The sequence below is a fragment of the Cellvibrio sp. KY-GH-1 genome (assembly GCF_008806975.1).
GTDB lineage: Bacteria > Pseudomonadota > Gammaproteobacteria > Pseudomonadales > Cellvibrionaceae > Cellvibrio.
In genome coordinates this window covers 3,022,547-3,040,504 of record NZ_CP031728.1, presented here as the reverse complement: position 1 = coordinate 3,040,504, position 17,958 = coordinate 3,022,547, and the positions used below count along the sequence as shown (strand labels likewise).

15 protein-coding genes are annotated in these 17,958 nt (G+C 48.5%); 14 read left to right on the top strand and 1 reads right to left on the bottom strand.

All coding sequences use genetic code 11. The annotated features are described in order from the left end of the window. Positions 1 to 25 precede the first annotated feature (25 nt). From D0C16_RS13015 to D0C16_RS12950, 14 genes are all read left to right on the top strand, one after another. A complete protein-coding gene (locus D0C16_RS13015) occupies positions 26 to 727 on the top strand; it encodes a DUF4386 domain-containing protein (protein WP_191968481.1) in 702 nt (233 codons plus the stop codon). Next, positions 724 to 1,086, top strand: coding sequence for a GntR family transcriptional regulator (locus D0C16_RS13010; RefSeq protein ID WP_225318664.1), 363 nt, complete (start codon positions 724 to 726; stop codon positions 1,084 to 1,086). The genes D0C16_RS13015 and D0C16_RS13010 overlap by 4 nt, the downstream gene beginning before the upstream one ends. Position 1,087: 1 nt before the next feature. Next, positions 1,088 to 1,963 carry an ABC transporter ATP-binding protein gene (locus tag D0C16_RS13005; RefSeq protein ID WP_151032779.1) on the top strand — a complete coding sequence of 292 codons (876 nt, stop codon included), beginning with the start codon at positions 1,088 to 1,090 and terminating at the stop codon, positions 1,961 to 1,963. Further along, complete coding sequence (locus tag D0C16_RS13000) at positions 1,963 to 2,835, top strand: hypothetical protein (protein WP_151032778.1); 873 nt, start codon at positions 1,963 to 1,965, stop codon at positions 2,833 to 2,835. Before D0C16_RS13005 ends, D0C16_RS13000 begins: the two co-directional genes overlap by 1 nt. A gap of 34 nt (positions 2,836 to 2,869) precedes the next feature. Beyond that, positions 2,870 to 3,892 carry an SUMF1/EgtB/PvdO family nonheme iron enzyme gene (locus tag D0C16_RS12995; RefSeq protein WP_191968480.1) on the top strand — a complete coding sequence of 341 codons (1,023 nt, stop codon included), beginning with the start codon at positions 2,870 to 2,872 and terminating at the stop codon, positions 3,890 to 3,892. A gap of 41 nt (positions 3,893 to 3,933) precedes the next feature. Then, positions 3,934 to 4,761, top strand: a complete 828-nt coding sequence (locus D0C16_RS12990; RefSeq protein ID WP_151032776.1) for a DUF2306 domain-containing protein — start codon at positions 3,934 to 3,936, stop codon at positions 4,759 to 4,761. Positions 4,762 to 4,778: 17 nt separating this feature from the next. After that, entirely contained in the window at positions 4,779 to 5,615 is an 837-nt protein-coding gene (locus D0C16_RS12985; RefSeq protein WP_151032775.1) for a hypothetical protein, read from the top strand. 127 nt (positions 5,616 to 5,742) lie between these two features. After that, positions 5,743 to 8,601 (top strand): insulinase family protein, encoded by a 2,859-nt coding sequence (locus tag D0C16_RS12980; RefSeq protein WP_151032774.1) that lies wholly within the window; start codon positions 5,743 to 5,745, stop codon positions 8,599 to 8,601. 89 nt (positions 8,602 to 8,690) lie between these two features. Beyond that, a complete protein-coding gene (locus D0C16_RS12975) occupies positions 8,691 to 8,999 on the top strand; it encodes a DUF3144 domain-containing protein (RefSeq protein WP_151032773.1) in 309 nt (102 codons plus the stop codon). Positions 9,000 to 9,220: 221 nt separating this feature from the next. Then, positions 9,221 to 11,170: a sialate O-acetylesterase gene (locus D0C16_RS12970; RefSeq protein ID WP_191968479.1), complete on the top strand. Its 1,950-nt coding sequence runs from the start codon at positions 9,221 to 9,223 to the stop codon at positions 11,168 to 11,170. A 204-nt stretch (positions 11,171 to 11,374) separates the two neighbouring features. Beyond that, positions 11,375 to 12,670, top strand: a complete 1,296-nt coding sequence (locus tag D0C16_RS12965; RefSeq protein ID WP_151032771.1) for a TIGR03862 family flavoprotein — start codon at positions 11,375 to 11,377, stop codon at positions 12,668 to 12,670. Positions 12,671 to 12,800: 130 nt separating this feature from the next. Beyond that, on the top strand, positions 12,801 to 13,208 hold the full coding sequence (gene rnk / locus D0C16_RS12960; RefSeq protein ID WP_151032770.1) for a nucleoside diphosphate kinase regulator: 408 nt from the start codon (positions 12,801 to 12,803) through the stop codon (positions 13,206 to 13,208). Further along, positions 13,208 to 14,503, top strand: coding sequence for a glycosyltransferase (locus tag D0C16_RS12955; RefSeq protein WP_151034921.1), 1,296 nt, complete (start codon positions 13,208 to 13,210; stop codon positions 14,501 to 14,503). The genes rnk and D0C16_RS12955 overlap by 1 nt, the downstream gene beginning before the upstream one ends. Before the next feature lie 237 nt (positions 14,504 to 14,740). Beyond that, complete coding sequence (locus D0C16_RS12950; RefSeq protein ID WP_151032769.1) at positions 14,741 to 16,081, top strand: glycoside hydrolase family 19 protein; 1,341 nt, start codon at positions 14,741 to 14,743, stop codon at positions 16,079 to 16,081. A gap of 84 nt (positions 16,082 to 16,165) precedes the next feature. Here the strand turns inward: D0C16_RS12950 and D0C16_RS12945 are convergent, their stop codons facing one another. Then, the gene (locus D0C16_RS12945) at positions 16,166 to 17,743 is read right to left on the bottom strand and encodes a hypothetical protein (protein ID WP_151032768.1); all 1,578 of its coding nucleotides are present in this window, start codon (positions 17,741 to 17,743) and stop codon (positions 16,166 to 16,168) included. Between the last annotated feature and the right edge of the window lie 215 nt (positions 17,744 to 17,958).

Below are 17,958 nucleotides of genomic sequence, written 5' to 3'. Positions count from 1 at the left end.
TTCAGCAAAATACAAGGAAATATTTATGCATATTAATTCGCCAATCCTATTGGCTCGTCTGGCCGGGTTAACCTACGTGATTTTAATCCTATCCGGGGTGTTTGGCATCGCCAGCGTGCCGGCAAGTTTGATTCAATGGGCTGACCCAGCGGCAACTATCGCCAATATCAAAAATTCTGAAGCACTATTCAGGTTGGCCATTACGGGCCAATTGATCTGTTTTATTTCGTTCATTCTACTGCCTTTCCTTTTGTATAAATTGCTGGCGAGTGTTAGCCCCACGGCCGGATTTTTTATGCTGGCCTTTTCGTTGGTCAGTGTTCCGGTGCTGTTAGTATCAGTTGTCTGCCATGTTAATGTCCTGCATCTGATTGGTGACTCTCCTTACTTGCAGCAGTTTTCAAAGGAGGCTATTCAGTTGCAGGTAATGCAATCGCTGGCTATCTCGAACAATTGCGCCACTATCACAAATATTTTTGCGGGCCTATGGTTGTTTCCGTTTGGGTATCTGGTGATTAAATCTGGATTGCTTCCCAAAATATTGGGCTACTTATTAATACTTGGTTGCTTTGGGTATCTCTACGAGTTTGTAGCAGGTTTTATTTTAGCGCTTGGCACTAGTCCCTGGTATGTGGGCCTGGCCGGTAATTTGGGTGTGTTTGCGATTGCATTGTGGTTGTTGGTGCTCGGTGTTCGCAAACAAAAAGAGAGCTATGAATCAATATGAACTGGAACGATGATCAACCTATTTACCGGCAGCTGCGCGACAAAATCGTAGCATTGATTATCTCGGGCACGTTTAACGAAGGCGAGCCGTTGCCGTCGGTGCGTCAGGTGTCGAGCGATTATCAAATTAATCATATAACTGTTAGTAAGGCCTATCAGGAGTTGGTGGATATGGGATTGGTAGAAGCGCGGCGCGGTATGGGCATGTATGTGTTGGAGGGCGCACAACAAAAGCTACACACGGTTGAAAAGGAAAAATTCATTTCCGCCGAGGTGCCAGCATTACTAGCGCGTATGCGCCAGCTTGGTATCAGCAAAAAAGAATTGATCGCTGCCCTGCAAGCGGTTCAAGGAGAATAATATGAACGAATTAATTCGCGCGCGCGCTGTATCAAAACGCTACGGAAAAAAAATTGCGTTGGACAATATTGATCTAACCATAGCGCCAGGAAAGATTGTCGGTTTGATTGGCCCGAATGGCGCAGGTAAAACCAGCTTGCTGAAAGGGATTTTAGGTTTGGCCCCCGTTGAAGGGGAGTTGAGTGTGCTGGGTATGAACCCGCAGCATGAACGGGTGAAATTATTAGAGCAGGTCTCGTTTATTGCCGACACCGCGACCTTGCCGCGCTGGATGCGCGTGAAAGAATTGATTGATTATACCGAAGCGGTGCATCCTCGTTTTAGTCGAGCCAGCTGCATGAAGTTCCTGGCTGATACCAATCTTCAATTAAAAGACAAAGTAGAACAGTTATCCAAGGGGATGGTGACGCAATTGCACCTTGCGTTGATTATGGCGATCGATAGCCAATTATTGGTGTTGGATGAGCCGACCTTGGGTCTGGATATTATCTATCGAAAGCAATTCTACGAAAGCCTGCTCAATGACTATTACGATGCGCAAAAGACCATTCTGATTACTACGCATCAGGTAGAGGAAATTGAAAGTATTCTCACCGACCTTGTTTTTATCAGTGGGGGAAAAATTTTACTAAATGCGAGTATGGAAACTGTTGCTGACACCTATGTAGAGCTACAGGTGGATGCACCTTTAAAAGCGCAGGCGTTAGCGCACAACCCCATTCATGTGCGCAACCTGCTTGGAGGGTACGGCATGCTCTATGAAAATTGCCAAGAGCGCGATGCGCTCGCTGCCCTGGGGCGGTTGGCCGTACCCAGCTTAAGTGATTTGTTTGTGGCCAAAGTTAAACCTCAAATTAACATGGAGGGAGTTGTGTAATGAATGCAAAAAAAATGCTGGCACAGTTGAAACGCGAGCTGTGGGAAAACCGGGTTGGATTTATATGGGCTCCGCTAGTGCTTAGTGGGTTGCTGTTTGTGGTGGCAATGTGGGTTGTGCTTGAAAATATCACCATTCACGGAGAGAACAATATTCCAGTTAGCGCAAGCTCACCTGGTGCTATGGTCTTAATGACACTGATTTATCAGGTGGCATCGAGCGCTGTCTACTTGATCTCGTTTGCAATTGTTATCGCGGTTTACGCGCATTCCAGTTTGTTTGCAGATCGAAAAAGTCGGGAAATTCTTTTCTGGCGATCCATGCCTGTTAGCGAAACTGTCAATGTGCTCACCAAGCTGGCGATGATATTGATCTTGATGCCTTTAATTGTATTTCTTGGGGCGTTAATAGGTGGTTTGTTGTTTGCGTTGTTTCTAGCTGTATTGAATCCAGCGCTTCATGAATTCGGGGCTGCATTGCGGGAGCTTTACGTTAGCGTTGAGCTTTTAATGAGTAGCTTTATTGTGGTTATGCTGCTGCTACCGCTTATTGCCTGGAGCCTGTTTTGCTCTGCATTTGCGCGTCGCTCCCCGGTAACGATCAGTTTGGCTGTTCCCTTGGGGTTGTGGATTGTGGACTCTATAGCGCAAAGATACTTGGAGATTAATTTGCTATTTAAGGATGCGCTTCGAGCCTACGCTCAGCTTACTAGTACCACAGCAAAAAAAATGATGGCCGACTCCCAAACGTCGCTTTTCGATATTGATTTGCTTTCGCGTGCGGATATTCCTGTGGTAAGCGTCGCATTACTCTTTTCCGCAGTCATGATTGGGGTGACCATTTGGTTGCGCAATAATCGTTATGAAATTTAATGGAATTCTGATGAATCAACAAGGAACTGCAAAAATGAAATCGACTATTCTGGTTGTTTTAGTGACTATGTTCTTGTGGTCGCTGGGTTCGGCGGCCGAACAGGAAATTATCCTGCCTTCAATGGTTAGTATCCCGGCAGGGACATTCACAATGGGTAGCGATACTGGTGAAGGCTTCAAAGTGTTTCATTCACCTGCACATGAGGTAAGGGTAAAAACTTTTCAGCTTTCCCGCTATGAGGTGACAGTAAAGGAGTTTCGAAAGTTTGTTGAAGCTACCAATCATAAAACCAGGACCCAGTGCTGGAAAAGAAAAGCGGGTACTAGTGAAATTGAAATGGTTGATGGGCAATGGAATTCACCCGCCTATGCGCCCACCGAGAATTACCCGGTAATGTGTGTTGGGCGGGATGATGCCAAGGCTTATGCCGCATGGCTCTCCAAGAAAACCGGCAACCAGTATCGCCTGCCCAGTGAAGCTGAGTGGGAGTATGCCGCGCGCGCCGGTTCAAAGGAGAATTACTTTTTTGGTAATAATGAGCAACAGCTGTGTGAATTTGCCAATGTGCTAGATGAATCTGGATCGGCAGCTTTCAAGCGCGATTTGGGTGTCGATTGGCCAGGTGTGAAATGCAACGATAAGGCTGAATATACATCGGCAGTTGGTATGTACAAACCCAACGCATTTGGTTTGTACGACATGATTGGTAATGTCGGTGAATTGGTGGAGGACTGCCAGCATTTTTATTACACCGGTGCGCCTAAGGATGGCTCCGCTTGGGTAACTGGCTGTGAAGACAATGTGTATTTCTTTGGCTTACTTCGTTCTACACCAATGTTTATTCATCGCGGTGGCAATTACGGTTTGGGTGGTTCAGGTAGCCATATATTCTTACGTGGGCATACTGGCGGCGATAATGCGAGTAGCCTGGGTGAGGGATTTCGGTTGGCGATGGATGTGGATTCCACACCCTCCCAAACTAATGTACAGCACACTGAAAATACGCGCGGCCTTTTGACTGAATACTCCCCGACACAGAAAAAACCTGAAAATTAATTAAGATTTTTTTAAATAGCATTCAAATTAAGGAGAAATTTATGAGTGAGTTAGTGTTGGATCAAAAGGTACATGTTGTTTCCTCGGGCGATAGGCCATTACAACTCGCCGCAAATTTCTGGTTTATTACGGCAGTTTTCGGGCAGTGGCTATTCGCCAGCTATTTGATGTTATTTTATGGCGGTACTGCTGCGCGCGGTGAATTGCATTTATGGAAGGAAAAGCTAACTCACGGTTATGTGCCTGGTGATTCTGTTGGCAATACGGCGGTTGCAGCGCATTTGCTATTGGCGGTAATTATTATGCTGCTCGGGTCGCTGCAATTAATTCCACAAATTCGCACGCGCTTGCCAGTTTTCCATCGCTGGAGTGGGCGTCTGTATTTGTTGGCGGTAGTAGCCACCAGTATTGCCGGTCTTTATATGTTATTTGTGCATGGCACTGTGGGTGGGTTGGTGTTGCAGGTTGCGCAAAGTCTGGATGCTTTGCTGATTTTGGTATTTGCAGGTATTGCGTTGCGCGCGGCCATGCAGCGCGATTTTAAAGCTCACCGCCGTTGGGCATTGCGCTTGTTTATGGTGGTCAGTGCAGTCTGGTTTTTCCGGGTGGGGTTAATGCTGTGGTTGGTAATTCATCAGGCTCCAGTGGGTTTTGATCCCAATACATTTACCGGACCGTTTGTTACCTTTATCGCGTTTGCGCAATATGTCATTCCGCTATTGGTGCTTGAATGTTATTTTCGTGCACAGGATTCCGCCAGTGCCCGCGCCAAAATTGCGCTGAGTGCGGTGCTGGTGATCTTAACGCTGGCAATGGCCATGGGAATATTTGGTGCGTGGATGGGGCTGTGGCTGCCCAATCTTAAATAATTCAAATAGGAATTCAGATGGTTAGGTTGGGCCTGTTGTGCACGCTTGCAAGAATGTTGCTGGGGGCGGGCTTGCTTATCACACCAGTGTTGGCATTGGCGGATGGGCTGTCTGATTTGCGCACCGCTCTCAAGCAATTGCAAAGCGGTGATCCTGTTGCGCTTGATGTGGAGTTCAAGTTATTTGGTCGCAGTGGTGAAAACCATGAGTTGGTGGATCGCGAAGGGCTGCTGAGGCTGCGTTTGGAAGATGGTGAACAGGGCATGAGGGTAGTGTACGCGCCCGACACTATCGCGCTTTTGCACAGAGAAGAGTTGGCTAAAGTCGCCGACGAAAATGTTAAAAATTCAGCACTCAATGCGGTGGGGCAATTTGATTACTGGGAATGGCGCGAGTTGATCTACCCGGCGGCGCAATTGGAATTGGCAATTGCCAGTTATCGTTTTGTTGATGAAAAGAGCGATGTGTTTGAAGGCAAGCCAGCTAGATTGCTGACATTTAGCTTGCCACAAGAAAAAATTGATAAAAGTTTTCGCAAATACGTTAAAAAATATAATCATAAATTTAAACTCTGGGTTAATGATAAGGGTGTTCCTCTGGCGAGTCAGTTAACTGAAAAGGGCTCTGGCCGCATCTTCCTGGTGGTTGGTTTTACGTTCAAAAATACCGTCGCTATGCGTTACCAGCAGCAAGGCAATCGCTTGATTAGCGTTCACCGTGAAGTGCAGGACGCAAGCTCGGGCGCCACCATGCAGAGCCAGCGCCATTTTATCTCCCGGGTTACTGCTGTTGATAATTCCATTGGTGTTGTTTCATCCGCTAATAAAGCCGGGAACCCTGCTTCGTCGCCGTAGTCAAAAGGCCCCACAAGTTAACGATTTTAGTCTGTGTTCTTTGTCTGCGTCGTCGTGCGCAAGCCAGCAAAGTCTGTTAGGCTTTGGCGGCTTTTAATTGTTCGATCAATTCCAAAAGGGAACTATTATGTCCAAATCCTATTCGGCGCTGGCGCTCAGTATTTTATTGCTGGGTGGCGTTGCGCTCAGCGGCTGTGAAACTACGCAAACTGCATCCAGCACTGCAACAGTTGCTGCAGTTCGCAACCTCGAAGAAGTCACCATTATTAAAAGCCCTAATGATGATCGCCAGTACGGCGCCTTGATGCTACCGAATGGGCTGCAAGTGGTGTTGGTGTCTGACCCTAGCCTGGAAAATTCTGCTGCCTCTTTAGCGGTAGGTGTGGGCAGCGCGCACAATCCCAAAGATCAATTGGGCCTTGCGCATTACCTTGAACACATGTTGTTTTTAGGCACTGAAAAATATCCCGAGCCGGATGGGTTTATGAAATACACCCAGGCCAATGGCGGTATGACTAACGCATTTACTGCCTACGATAAAACCAACTACATGTTCCAAATCAATGCGGGCAAGTTTGATGATGCCTTGGATCGGTTTAGCGATTATTTCAAGAAGCCAACCTTTGATCCGCATTTCAGTGATAAAGAGCGCAACGCCGTGAATAATGAATGGTCGCTGCAAAAAGCGCAGGACCCATGGAATTTATTTGTGCTGCAAGGTTTTACTGCCAGCCCGAATAACCCCAGCTCCAAATTCAATATCGGCAACCTGGATACCTTGAAAGACAAACCGGGGTCGGTGTTGAATGATGAAATGAAGAAGTTTTATGATGCTTATTATTCATCGAATATCATGAAATTAACATTGGTGGGCAAGCAATCCCTGCCAGAGTTAAAAGCCCTGGCACAAAAACATTTTTCCAGTATCCCTAATAAAAATATTCCCTTTCCAGAAGTGGTTGTACCCGGCCTGACCAAAGCAGAGTTAGGCAAAAGTATTCACTACAAACCGATTAAGGAATTGAAATCCTTATATGTGGATTTCCCGGTAAAATCTAACAAGACTGAGTGGCGGTTGAAGCCTAATGAATTTGTTCATAACCTGCTGACGTCGGAAGAGCCGGGTACGTTAGGTGAGCAATTGCGCGTGCAGGGTTTGGTAAAATCCCTGACTGCTTATTTCGACAGCGAAGCCTATGGTCCCGATGGATTTTTGCGCGTGCAGGCGGATTTAACGGATGCCGGCGTACAAAAGCAGGATGAAATTATTGCGGCCATTTTTGCGTATGTGGAGCTGATCAAGAAAAAAGGCTTGGATGAAAATTATTACCGTGAATTGCAAGCAATGCGCAGCAAAGATTTTGCCAATGCGCCCAAGCCAGACCCGTTACAGCAGGCGGTTGGCCTCTCTATGTCACAGTTTGACCTGCCAGTCGAAAACTTGATGAATTCAGAATACATTTACGAGCGTTACGATGCCAAGACCATTAAAAAAGTGCTTGCGCAGCTGGACGAAAAAAGTGCACGCGTTTGGTATATAAACCCGGATGAAAAAGCGGAAACGCCTGTGCCTTTCTTTGATGGTAAATATGCAATTCGCGATATCAGTGCGGCGGAGTTCAAGCGCTGGGATTCTCTGGAGAAAAACTTTACATTCAATTTGCCACCGCTAAACGATTTGTTTACCGATAAGCAAGCGCCAATTGTGGAAAACACTTATCTCAAACCGCACCAAGTGGTTAGTCAGCCGGGCGTAGAAGCGTATCTGGCGCATCCAGAATTTTATCGCGAAGACAAAGGCCAGCTGTCGTTACAAATTAATGTCGATTTTGGTAAGTCATCACCACGCCAGGCAGTTTTGTCGTCCTTGTTAAATGAAGTATTTAACAAGCAGAATCTGACATTAATTGATCGCGCCGGGCGTGCGTCGCTGGGTGTTGAGTTGAAAACAACGGTGACCAATTCACAGGGGATTTTTATTTCCGGTTATACCACCAAGCATGAATTACTATTAACCCAGCTGGTGAAAAACTTTGCGGAATTACCGATTACCGACCAGTGGTTTTCTGAAGCAAAAGATAGTCAGGAAAAAAATCTGCTCAATGCCAAAAAGAACCATGTGTTCCGCCAATTGTTTGGAGATTTGGGGCGCGTAACGGTTAAAAATGGTTACAGTATTGATGAGCAACTGGCGGCGCTTCAATCTATCACCAAAGCAGATTTAATTGCCTATCAGGACGCTGTAAAGAAAAATGCACTCTTGCGTTTGTTTGCAGTAGGCAATTACAGCGAAGCTCAGGTGAAACAATTTGCGCAAACCGCAGCACAAATGTTACCGGGTACGCGTTTGCCGGAAAACCGTGCGGTAAACGCATACATCATTCCAGCGATGGGAAAAATCACCGAGTCCAGTGGGGATGTAGAGCTGGCAGATAGCGCGGTATTGCAGGCCTGGTTTGGCGGCAAAAAGTCGGATGATGAGCAAGCACAGCTCGCAGTTTTAAATGCATTGTTTGGCAATGCCTTTTTTATGCAACTGCGCACCCATGAGCAATTGGGTTATGTGGTTACCAGTTTTGAATACCCGGTAGATGATGTGCCCGGTTTTGCGATGCTGGTGCAAAGTTCTAATACCGATTTGCCAGGTATAAAGACGCGTATGGATAAATTCCGCAAGGATTATCTGGCCACACTCAAGGCGACTGATGAACAGGAAGTTGAGCAGGCGAAGCAGGCATTGATCGCCAATGTGCTGGAAAAACCGACCGATTTCTACGCCGAGGCCTCGCGCTACACCAATGAGTTTTGGCAGGGAAAATATGCGTTTGATGCACGCGATCGCTATCTGGCGTCATTGAAAAAAGTTACCAAGGCAGATTTGGTGCGCATCTATGAAAGCTTGTTGCTGAACGACAAATCCGGCAAGGCGTTACTGCAGTTGCGCGGTACCAACTTCAAAACCAAACCCTTCGCCCCAGCGAAGTAATTGTTGCCCTCTAATAAAGCCCCCGTTGTCGCCTGACAGCGGGGGCTTTGTTATTTATAATTTGCGCACAACTGAAACTGGAGATATGTATGTCTGGCATAAATGAGGAAGATAGCTATTGGAATCAGGTGGAGGCCTTTATCAATCAGGCCAATGAAGCCTGCGATGCGGCTGATCCTGGCATAGTCGCGGCGGCGTTGCTTAATGCCGCGGCCCGCTTTAATGCCTTTGTGGTGGCGCATTCCTCGCTGGATAAAAATGAATTTGCCGAGGATGTTGAGGGTACCACCAATTATCTAACTGGCCGCTTTCGCGAGCACCTGAAAGAGCATATGGAAGATTATCGCGAGCACTACACGTCGCTGATTGGCAACCGCGAATTGCCGGCTGAGGAGTAGCCAGCAGTGAAGTGTTAGTTCAAAAGGCAGCCTGGCTGCCTTTTTTATTGGCGGGAGCGCAGGTTTGACATTATTGGCTATCGCTGCCTGGGGCGAATGCATCAATTTCTGTAAAAGTCGATGCAATTAGACTGACATGGTTTATGCTTTTGTCTGGTATACAAGTGCTTTACCGGCAATATTCGCCCCATAACTGATAACCAATAATGACCATTAAGCCTATGAAAACATCAATCATCTCCCGAGTTGCTGCAACTTGTCTGTTGGCGGTTGGCGCAGCCGATGTCCTTGCGGATGTTACCTTGCCGCGCCTGTTAAGTGATGGCGCAATCCTTCAGCGCGATAGGCCGTTAACTCTGTGGGGTTGGGCGGATGAAGGCGAAAAAGTGACGGTTAATTTCGCGGGTAAGGCGTTATCAACAGTGACTAAAGATGGTCGCTGGTCAGTTACTTTCCCCGCGTTTAAAGCGGGCGGGCCATACAAATTAACGGTACGCGGTAATAACCAGTTAACGCGCAACAATATTTTATTGGGCGATTTATGGGTTGCCGCCGGGCAATCGAATATGGAGTTGCCACTCAATCGCGTGAAATATAAATACCCGGGGTTAATTGAATCGACCAACCAACCGAATATTCGCGAATTTAATGTGCCGGTTACCTATGCGTTTAAAGGGCCGCTGCAGGATTACACCCAGGGTCAATGGAAAACCGCCACCCCGGAAAACATGGCAACGTTTTCGGCGGTGGGATTTTTCTTTATGCAAAAACTCCACGCTGAGAATAATGTGCCCATTGGTTTGGTAACTATCCCCGTGGGTGGCTCACCGGCTGAGGCTTGGGTGAGCGAGTCGGTGTTGCAGAAATATCCGCACTACCAACAAAAATTGCAGCCGTTTAAAGATGATGCTTATGTGCAGGCGACTAGTGCAAAAGACAAAGCCAATAGCGATAAGTGGTTTGCGGATTTGGGGGCAGCGGATATCGGCTTGAAAAATAATTGGCAGCAAGAAAAATTGGCAACTGCCGATTGGAAAACGTTGCAAGTTCCCGGGTTTGTCAAAGAGCAGGGTAGTGATTTTACCAATGGTGCTTTGTGGGTGCGTAAAACTATGAATTTAACCGCTGGCCAGGCGGCAAAAAAAGCGACTCTCTGGTTGGGCTGTATTGTTGATGGTGATCAAGTTTACGTGAACGGCCAGCTGGTGGGACAAACCGGCTATATGTATCCGCCGCGCATTTATGCTGTGCCGGCCGGCCTGTTAAAAGCGGGCGAAAACACCATCAGCATTCGTATCACCAGTTATTCGGGCAACGCCGGGTTTGTGAAAGACAAACGCTATGAATTGGCGCTTGGTGAAGGCTTGTTTGGCGATGAGCAAATCGATTTGAAAGGTGAATGGAAGTATCAAGTTGCTGCGCGTGCAGGTTCTATGCAGCCGACAACCACGCTGCATTATCTGCCGTCGGCTCTGTTTAATGCCAAGCTTGCGCCGGCACTGCCCCTGAAAATTAAGGGCGTGATTTGGTATCAGGGTGAATCCAATGTGGGTCGCGCAGAAGAATATAAATCGCTCATGACGGATTTAATTGCTGATTGGCGCGAGCAGTTCCAACAAAAAGATTTGCCGTTTGTGTATGTGCAGTTAGCCAACTTTTTAGCAGCAGCAAAAGAGCCGGGTGAAAGTGGCTGGGCAGATTTACGCGAGGCCCAGCGTCAACTGTTAGCGGTGAAGAATACCGCGATGGCAGTCGCTGTCGATGTTGGTGAGTGGAATGATATTCACCCTTTGGATAAACAATCCGTCGGTGAACGTTTGGCATTGGGTGCGTTGAAAGTGGCCTATGGCAAAAAATCGCTACTGGCGTCCGGGCCGATCCTGAAAAAAATCAAGGCGAAAGGCGGCAAGCTGGAATTGAGTTTTGCCGAGTTTGGGAAAGGGCTTAGGTTGCGCGGTGAATCTCTTGGCCATATAGCGCTGGCAGGTACGGATAAGAAATTTGTTTGGGCAAAGGCGGAGGTTAAAAAGGACAAGATAATCGTGTGGGCGGACGCTGTGCCTGAGCCGCAATGGGTACGGTATGCATGGGCGGATAACCCTGCGGGTGCAAATCTGTATAATAGCGCGGGTCTGCCTGCATCGCCGTTTGAGGCTCGCGTATCTGACTAATATCCGTTTCCTCCTCGTGACGGATTCCGGTGTTCACTCTGAGGCACGCCGTGAGTCCATCCGTGGGGGCTCGTCGCCCGCGTCCATGTGGGTCACGGTCTCCGAGCAAACACCGGAATCCATTCCGCTACCTCTGTGACAACGGATAAATGTTTCATACAAGATTCGCCGATGCAGAATTAATTTCTCATCGGCGTTTTTATTGTGAATCAACTCGATATTTTTGATCTCTCTCCCGCGAAAACCGTAGCAATTATTGGCGGCGGTCCCGCTGGCTTAATGGCGGCGGAAGTCATTGCCGCGGCGGGGCACCAGGTGTCTGTTTATGATGCAATGCCATCGGTAGGACGAAAATTTTTATTGGCCGGCGTGGGAGGAATGAATATTACCCATGCGGAACCGGCGGAAGATTTTCGTGCGCGCTATTCGGCCAATGTGCATTTCCTCAATAGCCTTAAACAATTCGATGCCAACACCTTGCGCAACTGGGTTCATGACCTGGGGGTTGAGACCTTTGTAGGAACTTCAGGGCGGGTATTTCCTGCCGATATGAAAGCAGCGCCTTTGTTGCGCGCCTGGTTGCATCGTTTGCGTGAGCAAGGTGTTAAATTTTATCCGCGGCATCGCTGGTTGGGCTGGGCAGAAAAACCCGCTGACGGTGGTGAAAAATCAAAAGCGACCGGTGCAATCCAATTAATCTTGTCGGCCCCTGACCATGAAACACCTTTCGCGATAATGGCTGATGCGGTGGTGTTGGCACTCGGTGGCGCCAGTTGGCAACGCCTGGGTTCTGATGGTGCCTGGGTTCCGCTTCTGCGCGAGCGCGACATACAAATTAATGCGCTGGTGCCGAGCAATTGTGGCTTTGATGTGGCCTGGAGCGAGCATATTCGCACTGAATATGCGGGCGCTCCAGTGCACGGTGTTGGTTTGAGTTGTGTGGACCTGGAGGGGCGCACGCGCGGTGTTTTATCTGAAGCGATTGTGAGTGCTTATGGTATTGAGGGTACTGGCATTTATGCATTGTCAAAATATTTGCGCGAGCAGTTGGAGCAGCAGGGCACCGCATTGCTGAATATCGATCTGTTGCCCGATTTCTCTGTCGATAAAATCCTGCAGCGGTTGAATAAGCCGCGTGAGAAAAATTCGCTCAGTAATTTTCTGCGCAAGCAATTAAATTTATCGCCCGTCAAATTGGCGCTGCTGCGCGAGCTGACGACGAAAAGCACGGTTGAAAACCCTGAATTGCTGGCATTGGCAATTAAAAAACTTTCATTAACGTTAAGCGCAACTCGGCCAATCGATGAAGCCATTAGCAGTGCCGGTGGTGTTGCGGCGAAAGAACTGGACAGTGCCTTTATGCTCAAAAAGGTGCCCGGTGTTTTTTGTGCGGGTGAAATGCTGGATTGGGATGCTCCCACCGGCGGCTATTTGCTTACCGGCTGCTTTGCCAGTGGTCGCGCAGCGGGTTTTGGTGTGGCTGCCTGGCTGCGCAAGTAATAGGGTAAAACTACTTATCTGACCAAGGCTTGCTGTTTTTATGCAGCTGGCCTATGATCGGCTTTCACCTTGTTAATTCTATATTGCCAGCAACTTCGTTGTTGGCTTTTTGCTTTTGGGGGAAATAACTATGTTGCCTGCGATTACAGTATCCACACTGGATTTTAAACGCATTGAATTGGTGTTGGATGCATTGCCAGCATCCCGCGATGACCTGAAAGATAAATTGTTTATGGAATTGGATCGCGCCGATTTAGTGGAGCCAGTAGATGTGCCGCCAACGTTGGTGACTATGAATTCGCGCGTGCGTTTTACGGTTCTCGCAACAGGTGTGACCATGGTGAAGACTCTGGTTTATCCAAAAGATCAGGCGGCCGATACACAAAATATTTCCATCTTGACACCATTGGGTAGTGCACTTCTGGGGCTCTCTATTGGGCAGGAAATTGAGTGGAAAATTGATGCCCACAAAACCATGCGCGTGCGTATTGACGCGATTGAGTATCAGCCAGAGCGTGCGGGTGATTTTCACTTGTGATGCAGAAGGTTTTAATTATTGGCTACGTCTGGCCGGAGCCAAAATCGTCGGCGGCCGGCACGCGTATGTTGGAGTTGGTGCAATTGTTCTTGCAGATGCAATCTGAAGTCACTTTTGCATCTGCAGCGCTGTTATCCGATCACCGTTTTGATTTAAACAGTTTGGGTGTGATAGAAAAATCTATCGCGCTAAATTGCAGCAGCTTTGATGAGTACGTAAAGGCGCTGCAACCGGATTTGGTGTTGTTTGATCGCTTTTTTACGGAAGAGCAATTTGGTTGGCGAGTTGCGCAAGCTTGTCCCAATGCATTGCGTATTTTGGATACCGAAGATTTTCACAGCCTGCGTTATGCGCGCCAGCAATTGTTGAAGGTAGAGCAAAAAAAATATTCCACCGAAAAAGAGAAGCAATCGGTTGGGCCAGTGTTGGTGGGCGCGGCGGAGTTATACCAACAGATGTGCACGCAGGATATGGCGTTGCGTGAAGTGGCGGCCATTTTTCGCTGCGATCTAAGTTTGATGATTTCTGAATTTGAAATGGAATTGCTACAGAAATACTTTTCGGTGCCTGCGCAATTATTATTTTATGTCCCATTCTTGTCGCCGATGAGGGTGCAGGAACAGTCATTGCCGGATTTTTCCGAGCGCCAGCACTTTGTCGCCATTGGCAACTTTCGCCATGAGCCTAATTGGGATTCGGTGCTTTGGTTAAAACATCATTTGTGGCCGATGATTCGCGCGCAGCTCTTGCAGCAGGGGGCGCACGCCGAGCTGCATATTTACGGTGCCTATCCGCCCCCTAAAGCGACCCAACTACATAATGCCAAAGAGGGGTTCCATGTAAAAGGCTGGGCAGAAGACGCCGCTTTGGTAATGCAGCAGGCCCGTGTTTGCTTGGCACCTTTGCGTTTTGGTGCGGGAATTAAAGGCAAATTAATGGATGCCATGCGCATGGGTACGCCTAGCGTAACTACCGCGATTGGCGCTGAATCAATGTGTGGAAGCCTGCCCTGGGGCGGAGCAATTGCTAATGACGCAGGCGCAATTGCCCGGGCTGCAGTTGCCTTATATCAAACCCCAAGTTCCTGGCATGCGGCGCAGCAGGCAGGGTTCACTATTTTGCAAAATTACTTCGCCCGGATCGACTATAAGCCGCGCTTGCAGGAACGCGTGGAGCGTTTATTTGAGCATGTTGCACTCGAACGCGGTAATAATTTTATCGGCCAGATGCTGCGTCATCATTCCCTCAAAAGCACCCAGTATATGGGGCAGTGGATTGAAGCGAAGAATAAGTAAGTCTTTTCTTCGTTTCTCTACCAATATTCGTACTTTTCCTTCCCACTTTTAAACGCCTGAAAGTGCTACGTTCGATCTTCCGTAAAATTTTGACAACGTTGTCCATCTGGGCGTAGCCTGTTTTTTCGGCAGTTTATGGCTGCCTGAATTACGCGACCAGTATTACGCGCGCAAGAACTAACCCTCGTAATCAACTCTCCCGTTTGTCCGGGAATAATAAAAACAGGACAGATCATCATGAATATTCAAGAAACTACCAGTCTGCGAAAAACGCTGGGCTTGGCCGTTGCACTTTTTTGCGCGGATCAGGCTTCTGCCTATAACTGTAATGGCGTAGCGCAGTATGTTGATGGGCGCTCTTACAGCGCTAATGCGATAGTCCAAAACGCCGGAAGTGCGTTCAGTTGTAAAGTGAGTGGCTGGTGTACCATCGGCGGGCCCTACGCGCCTGGATCGGGTTGGGCGTCGGGTGAGGCCTGGACCAACATCGGCTCTTGCGGCACTACCGCAACCAGCTCCACGCCCGCTTCAAGCGCGCGTTCCAGTGCGGCTTCCAGCACCCCGGTTACTGGTGGCAATTGCCCTAATTGGGCAGCGGGCACTACTTACCTGGCTGGCACAGTGGTGAAATACAACGGCGCCTTTTATCTGGCAGAGCACGATAACCCGGGGTACGACCCGGTCGTCAGTACCTGGTACTGGGAGCCAACAGCCTCCTGCCCGGGCGGTACCAATACTTCAAGCAGCACGGGCAATACTGGCACCTGCGCCGCCTGGGTAGCCGGTAGACTTTATTACGCCGGTAACACCGTGAGCTACAACGGAGCTTTCTACCGTGCGAAATACGACAACCCGGGATACGATCCGGTGATCAGTACCTGGTTTTGGGAGCCAACCAATAGTTGTAATGGCACGGTCACTAGCTCCAGCGTGTCATCTACTACGAATAATGGAACCGGTTTTGGCGCGGTGGTGAGCGAAGCCCAATTTAACCAAATGTTCCCCGGTCGAAACCCTTTCTACACCTATGCCGGTTTAGTCGCGGCGACGAAAACCTATCCTGCGTTTGCCGGAACTGGCGATCTGCAATTGAAAAAACGTGAAGCGGCAGCAGCGCTGGCGAATTTTTCTCATGAAACGGGCAGCTTCGTCTATGTGACGGAAATTGCGAAGGGATTGTACTGTAGCGATTGGGGGAATTTGGCAACTTGCCCTTGTGAGCCCGGCAAACAGTACTACGGTCGCGGGCCCATTCAGTTGAGTCACAATGGCAACTATTGCGCAGCAGGTGCTGCCCTGGGGTTGGATTTGCGTCGCAATCCGGAGTTGGTGGAACAAAATGCGACTGTAGCCTGGCAGACCGCGCTCTGGTTCTGGATGACTCAAAGCGGCGCGGGTTATCGCCCTGCGCATGACAGTATCGTCAACAATTACGGCTTTGGTGAAACTATTCGCACGATTAATGGCGCACTGGAGTGTAATGGCGGCAACCCGGCGCAAGTGCAAAGCCGTGTCAATGAGTTCAATCGTATTCTGCAGATTATTGGTGGAACTGCGGGCAATAATGTGGGTTGTTGATAATTGATTATTTGCAGGAATGGAATTAAAAGGACCTGAAAAAACGCCGCAATATTGCGGCGTTTTTCTTGGCGTAATTTATTTTTAGTGGCCTTTCAATTTAATTTCGCTCAGGGTCGCGGCGTTGTATTTTTTAATGCGCAGGTAACGGGTTTGCAAGTTCACCGGGTAGCTGGTGAATTTCAAGTAGCGATCTAATCCATCGGACACAATGACGGATTGTGAGCGCGTTGGATCTCCATCCGAAAACTCTACTAACCCTGTGCCGTTAGCGTCGTAAAAAGTAATTTCCGTCAAGGTATATTCGCGGCCTAAATCAATAATTGCCTCCACTGGATAAATACTGGTGGACCATCCGGCAAACCAATAAGTGGTAGGTGCTGTTGCCGTCTGCTCATCCACCAACGCCTGTGGATTGCCCAATGCGCCGGGCAGGATCATGGAGGGGTTCAGTAAAATGTCGTTCGCTCCACCGTTAACACTGGATGTTGAACCGATCGCGCTTGAGACTACTGAACTGGATGCAACGGATCTGGACGATGCAACGCTTGAAATCACAGAGCTTGACGCTACAGAGTTTGAAGCTGTGGATGAACTCGATACTACTGAACTCGGCGCAGAGCTGAATGACGTGCTGCTGGCAGGATTATAGTTAACCGGAAAAAGCGGCTTACCTTGATCAGAATTTTTTTGGGTCAACATCCAGTTGTAAATATTTTTTTCGGTGGTTGGCAGGGCGCTGTGAGTGCCGTTGTAAACTTCGCGCCAGCCGCTGTGACCATTCGTCGGCATAAACGTCGCGCGCAAATTTGTTGGTCGCAGCGCCGAAAAACGGGTACAACTCTTACCATTGTACACACACGCATAGGCGGGATTGGTGTATTCAATCACCGAATCGGGGCAGCTGCTGTTGGCATTGATTACGCTCAGCAAGTTTGCCGAGCCCATATTGCCGGAAGCGCCGCCGGCAAAGCCCCAGAAAGAAATTTGTTGATTGCGTAGCAAGCAGGCATCAATACCGCCCGCCGCTTCGATGGGAACCACAGCGGAAAAGTGAGTTGGATTTTCACTCACATATTTCATCACGCTGCCGCCACCCATACTCAAACCGGTGAGATAAATTCGATCCGCATCCAGCTCAATTCCTTTGGTGAGCATTTGCGCAGCGGTATCTGCTATTACCCGCCGAATGATATCCGTGGAAAAGCCGCCTTTGCTCATGGATTGTGGAATTATTACCACCATATTTTCCGCTGGTTTAAATTGTCCAGTTAATATCGCTGCGCCCGGGCCGCCGGCCTGGTTTTCCACTTTATTTAAATTAGTTGCGACGCCTGCGTAGTAACTGTCATCACGGGTGTAACACATATTTAACACCGAGCTGCCTTGCTCGCCCATACCATGTAAAAAAATTATCGCCGGAAACTTTCCGGTTTGTACTTGAGTGCTGTTGGTGGCGGGGGCGTATACGTAATAGGGGACGCGTGAAATCAAGCGAGCGTTGTTGCCAGGGGTACACTCGCTGCCCTCGTGGGACATGTACTGAAAGCGAAGCATGCCGGATTTGCTGAGAAAGCTGGGCGCTTCGGGAAAGCGTGGGTCGATCACTGCTTGAACAGACAAGCTCATAGTCAGCAGAAGTAGGGGAAACAATTTTTTCATGGCTGCGCTCCATAGAAAGCTGCATGCGTAAAGCCAATTCCATGGCGTTAAGTCCGGGATTGCAACTCTAGATGTACAGAACAGAAATTACCCGTTGATAGATTAATGAAATTCCATATTTGCGAGGGCTGCACGTATAAAAAAAATGTTGTTGTAACTACAAGATGTAAGAGGACTATTTCAGTGTCACTTTTTCGTGAAATAGTTTCATCCGC

Excerpts from the sequence above, each read along its gene's own strand:
- D0C16_RS13015 (WP_191968481.1), top strand. The coding sequence starts at position 26 with ATGCATATTAATTCGCCAATCCTATTGGCTCGTCTGGCCGGGTTAACC.
- D0C16_RS13010 (WP_225318664.1), top strand. The coding sequence starts at position 724 with ATGAACTGGAACGATGATCAACCTATTTACCGGCAGCTGCGCGACAAA.
- D0C16_RS13005 (WP_151032779.1), top strand. The coding sequence starts at position 1,088 with ATGAACGAATTAATTCGCGCGCGCGCTGTATCAAAACGCTACGGAAAA.
- D0C16_RS13000 (WP_151032778.1), top strand. The coding sequence starts at position 1,963 with ATGAATGCAAAAAAAATGCTGGCACAGTTGAAACGCGAGCTGTGGGAA.
- D0C16_RS12995 (WP_191968480.1), top strand. The coding sequence starts at position 2,870 with ATGAAATCGACTATTCTGGTTGTTTTAGTGACTATGTTCTTGTGGTCG.
- D0C16_RS12990 (WP_151032776.1), top strand. The coding sequence starts at position 3,934 with ATGAGTGAGTTAGTGTTGGATCAAAAGGTACATGTTGTTTCCTCGGGC.
- D0C16_RS12985 (WP_151032775.1), top strand. The coding sequence starts at position 4,779 with ATGGTTAGGTTGGGCCTGTTGTGCACGCTTGCAAGAATGTTGCTGGGG.
- D0C16_RS12980 (WP_151032774.1), top strand. The coding sequence starts at position 5,743 with ATGTCCAAATCCTATTCGGCGCTGGCGCTCAGTATTTTATTGCTGGGT.
- D0C16_RS12975 (WP_151032773.1), top strand. The coding sequence starts at position 8,691 with ATGTCTGGCATAAATGAGGAAGATAGCTATTGGAATCAGGTGGAGGCC.
- D0C16_RS12970 (WP_191968479.1), top strand. The coding sequence starts at position 9,221 with ATGAAAACATCAATCATCTCCCGAGTTGCTGCAACTTGTCTGTTGGCG.
- rnk (WP_151032770.1), top strand. The coding sequence starts at position 12,801 with ATGTTGCCTGCGATTACAGTATCCACACTGGATTTTAAACGCATTGAA.
- D0C16_RS12955 (WP_151034921.1), top strand. The coding sequence starts at position 13,208 with ATGCAGAAGGTTTTAATTATTGGCTACGTCTGGCCGGAGCCAAAATCG.
- D0C16_RS12950 (WP_151032769.1), top strand. The coding sequence starts at position 14,741 with ATGAATATTCAAGAAACTACCAGTCTGCGAAAAACGCTGGGCTTGGCC.
- D0C16_RS12945 (WP_151032768.1), bottom strand. The coding sequence starts at position 17,743 with ATGAAAAAATTGTTTCCCCTACTTCTGCTGACTATGAGCTTGTCTGTT.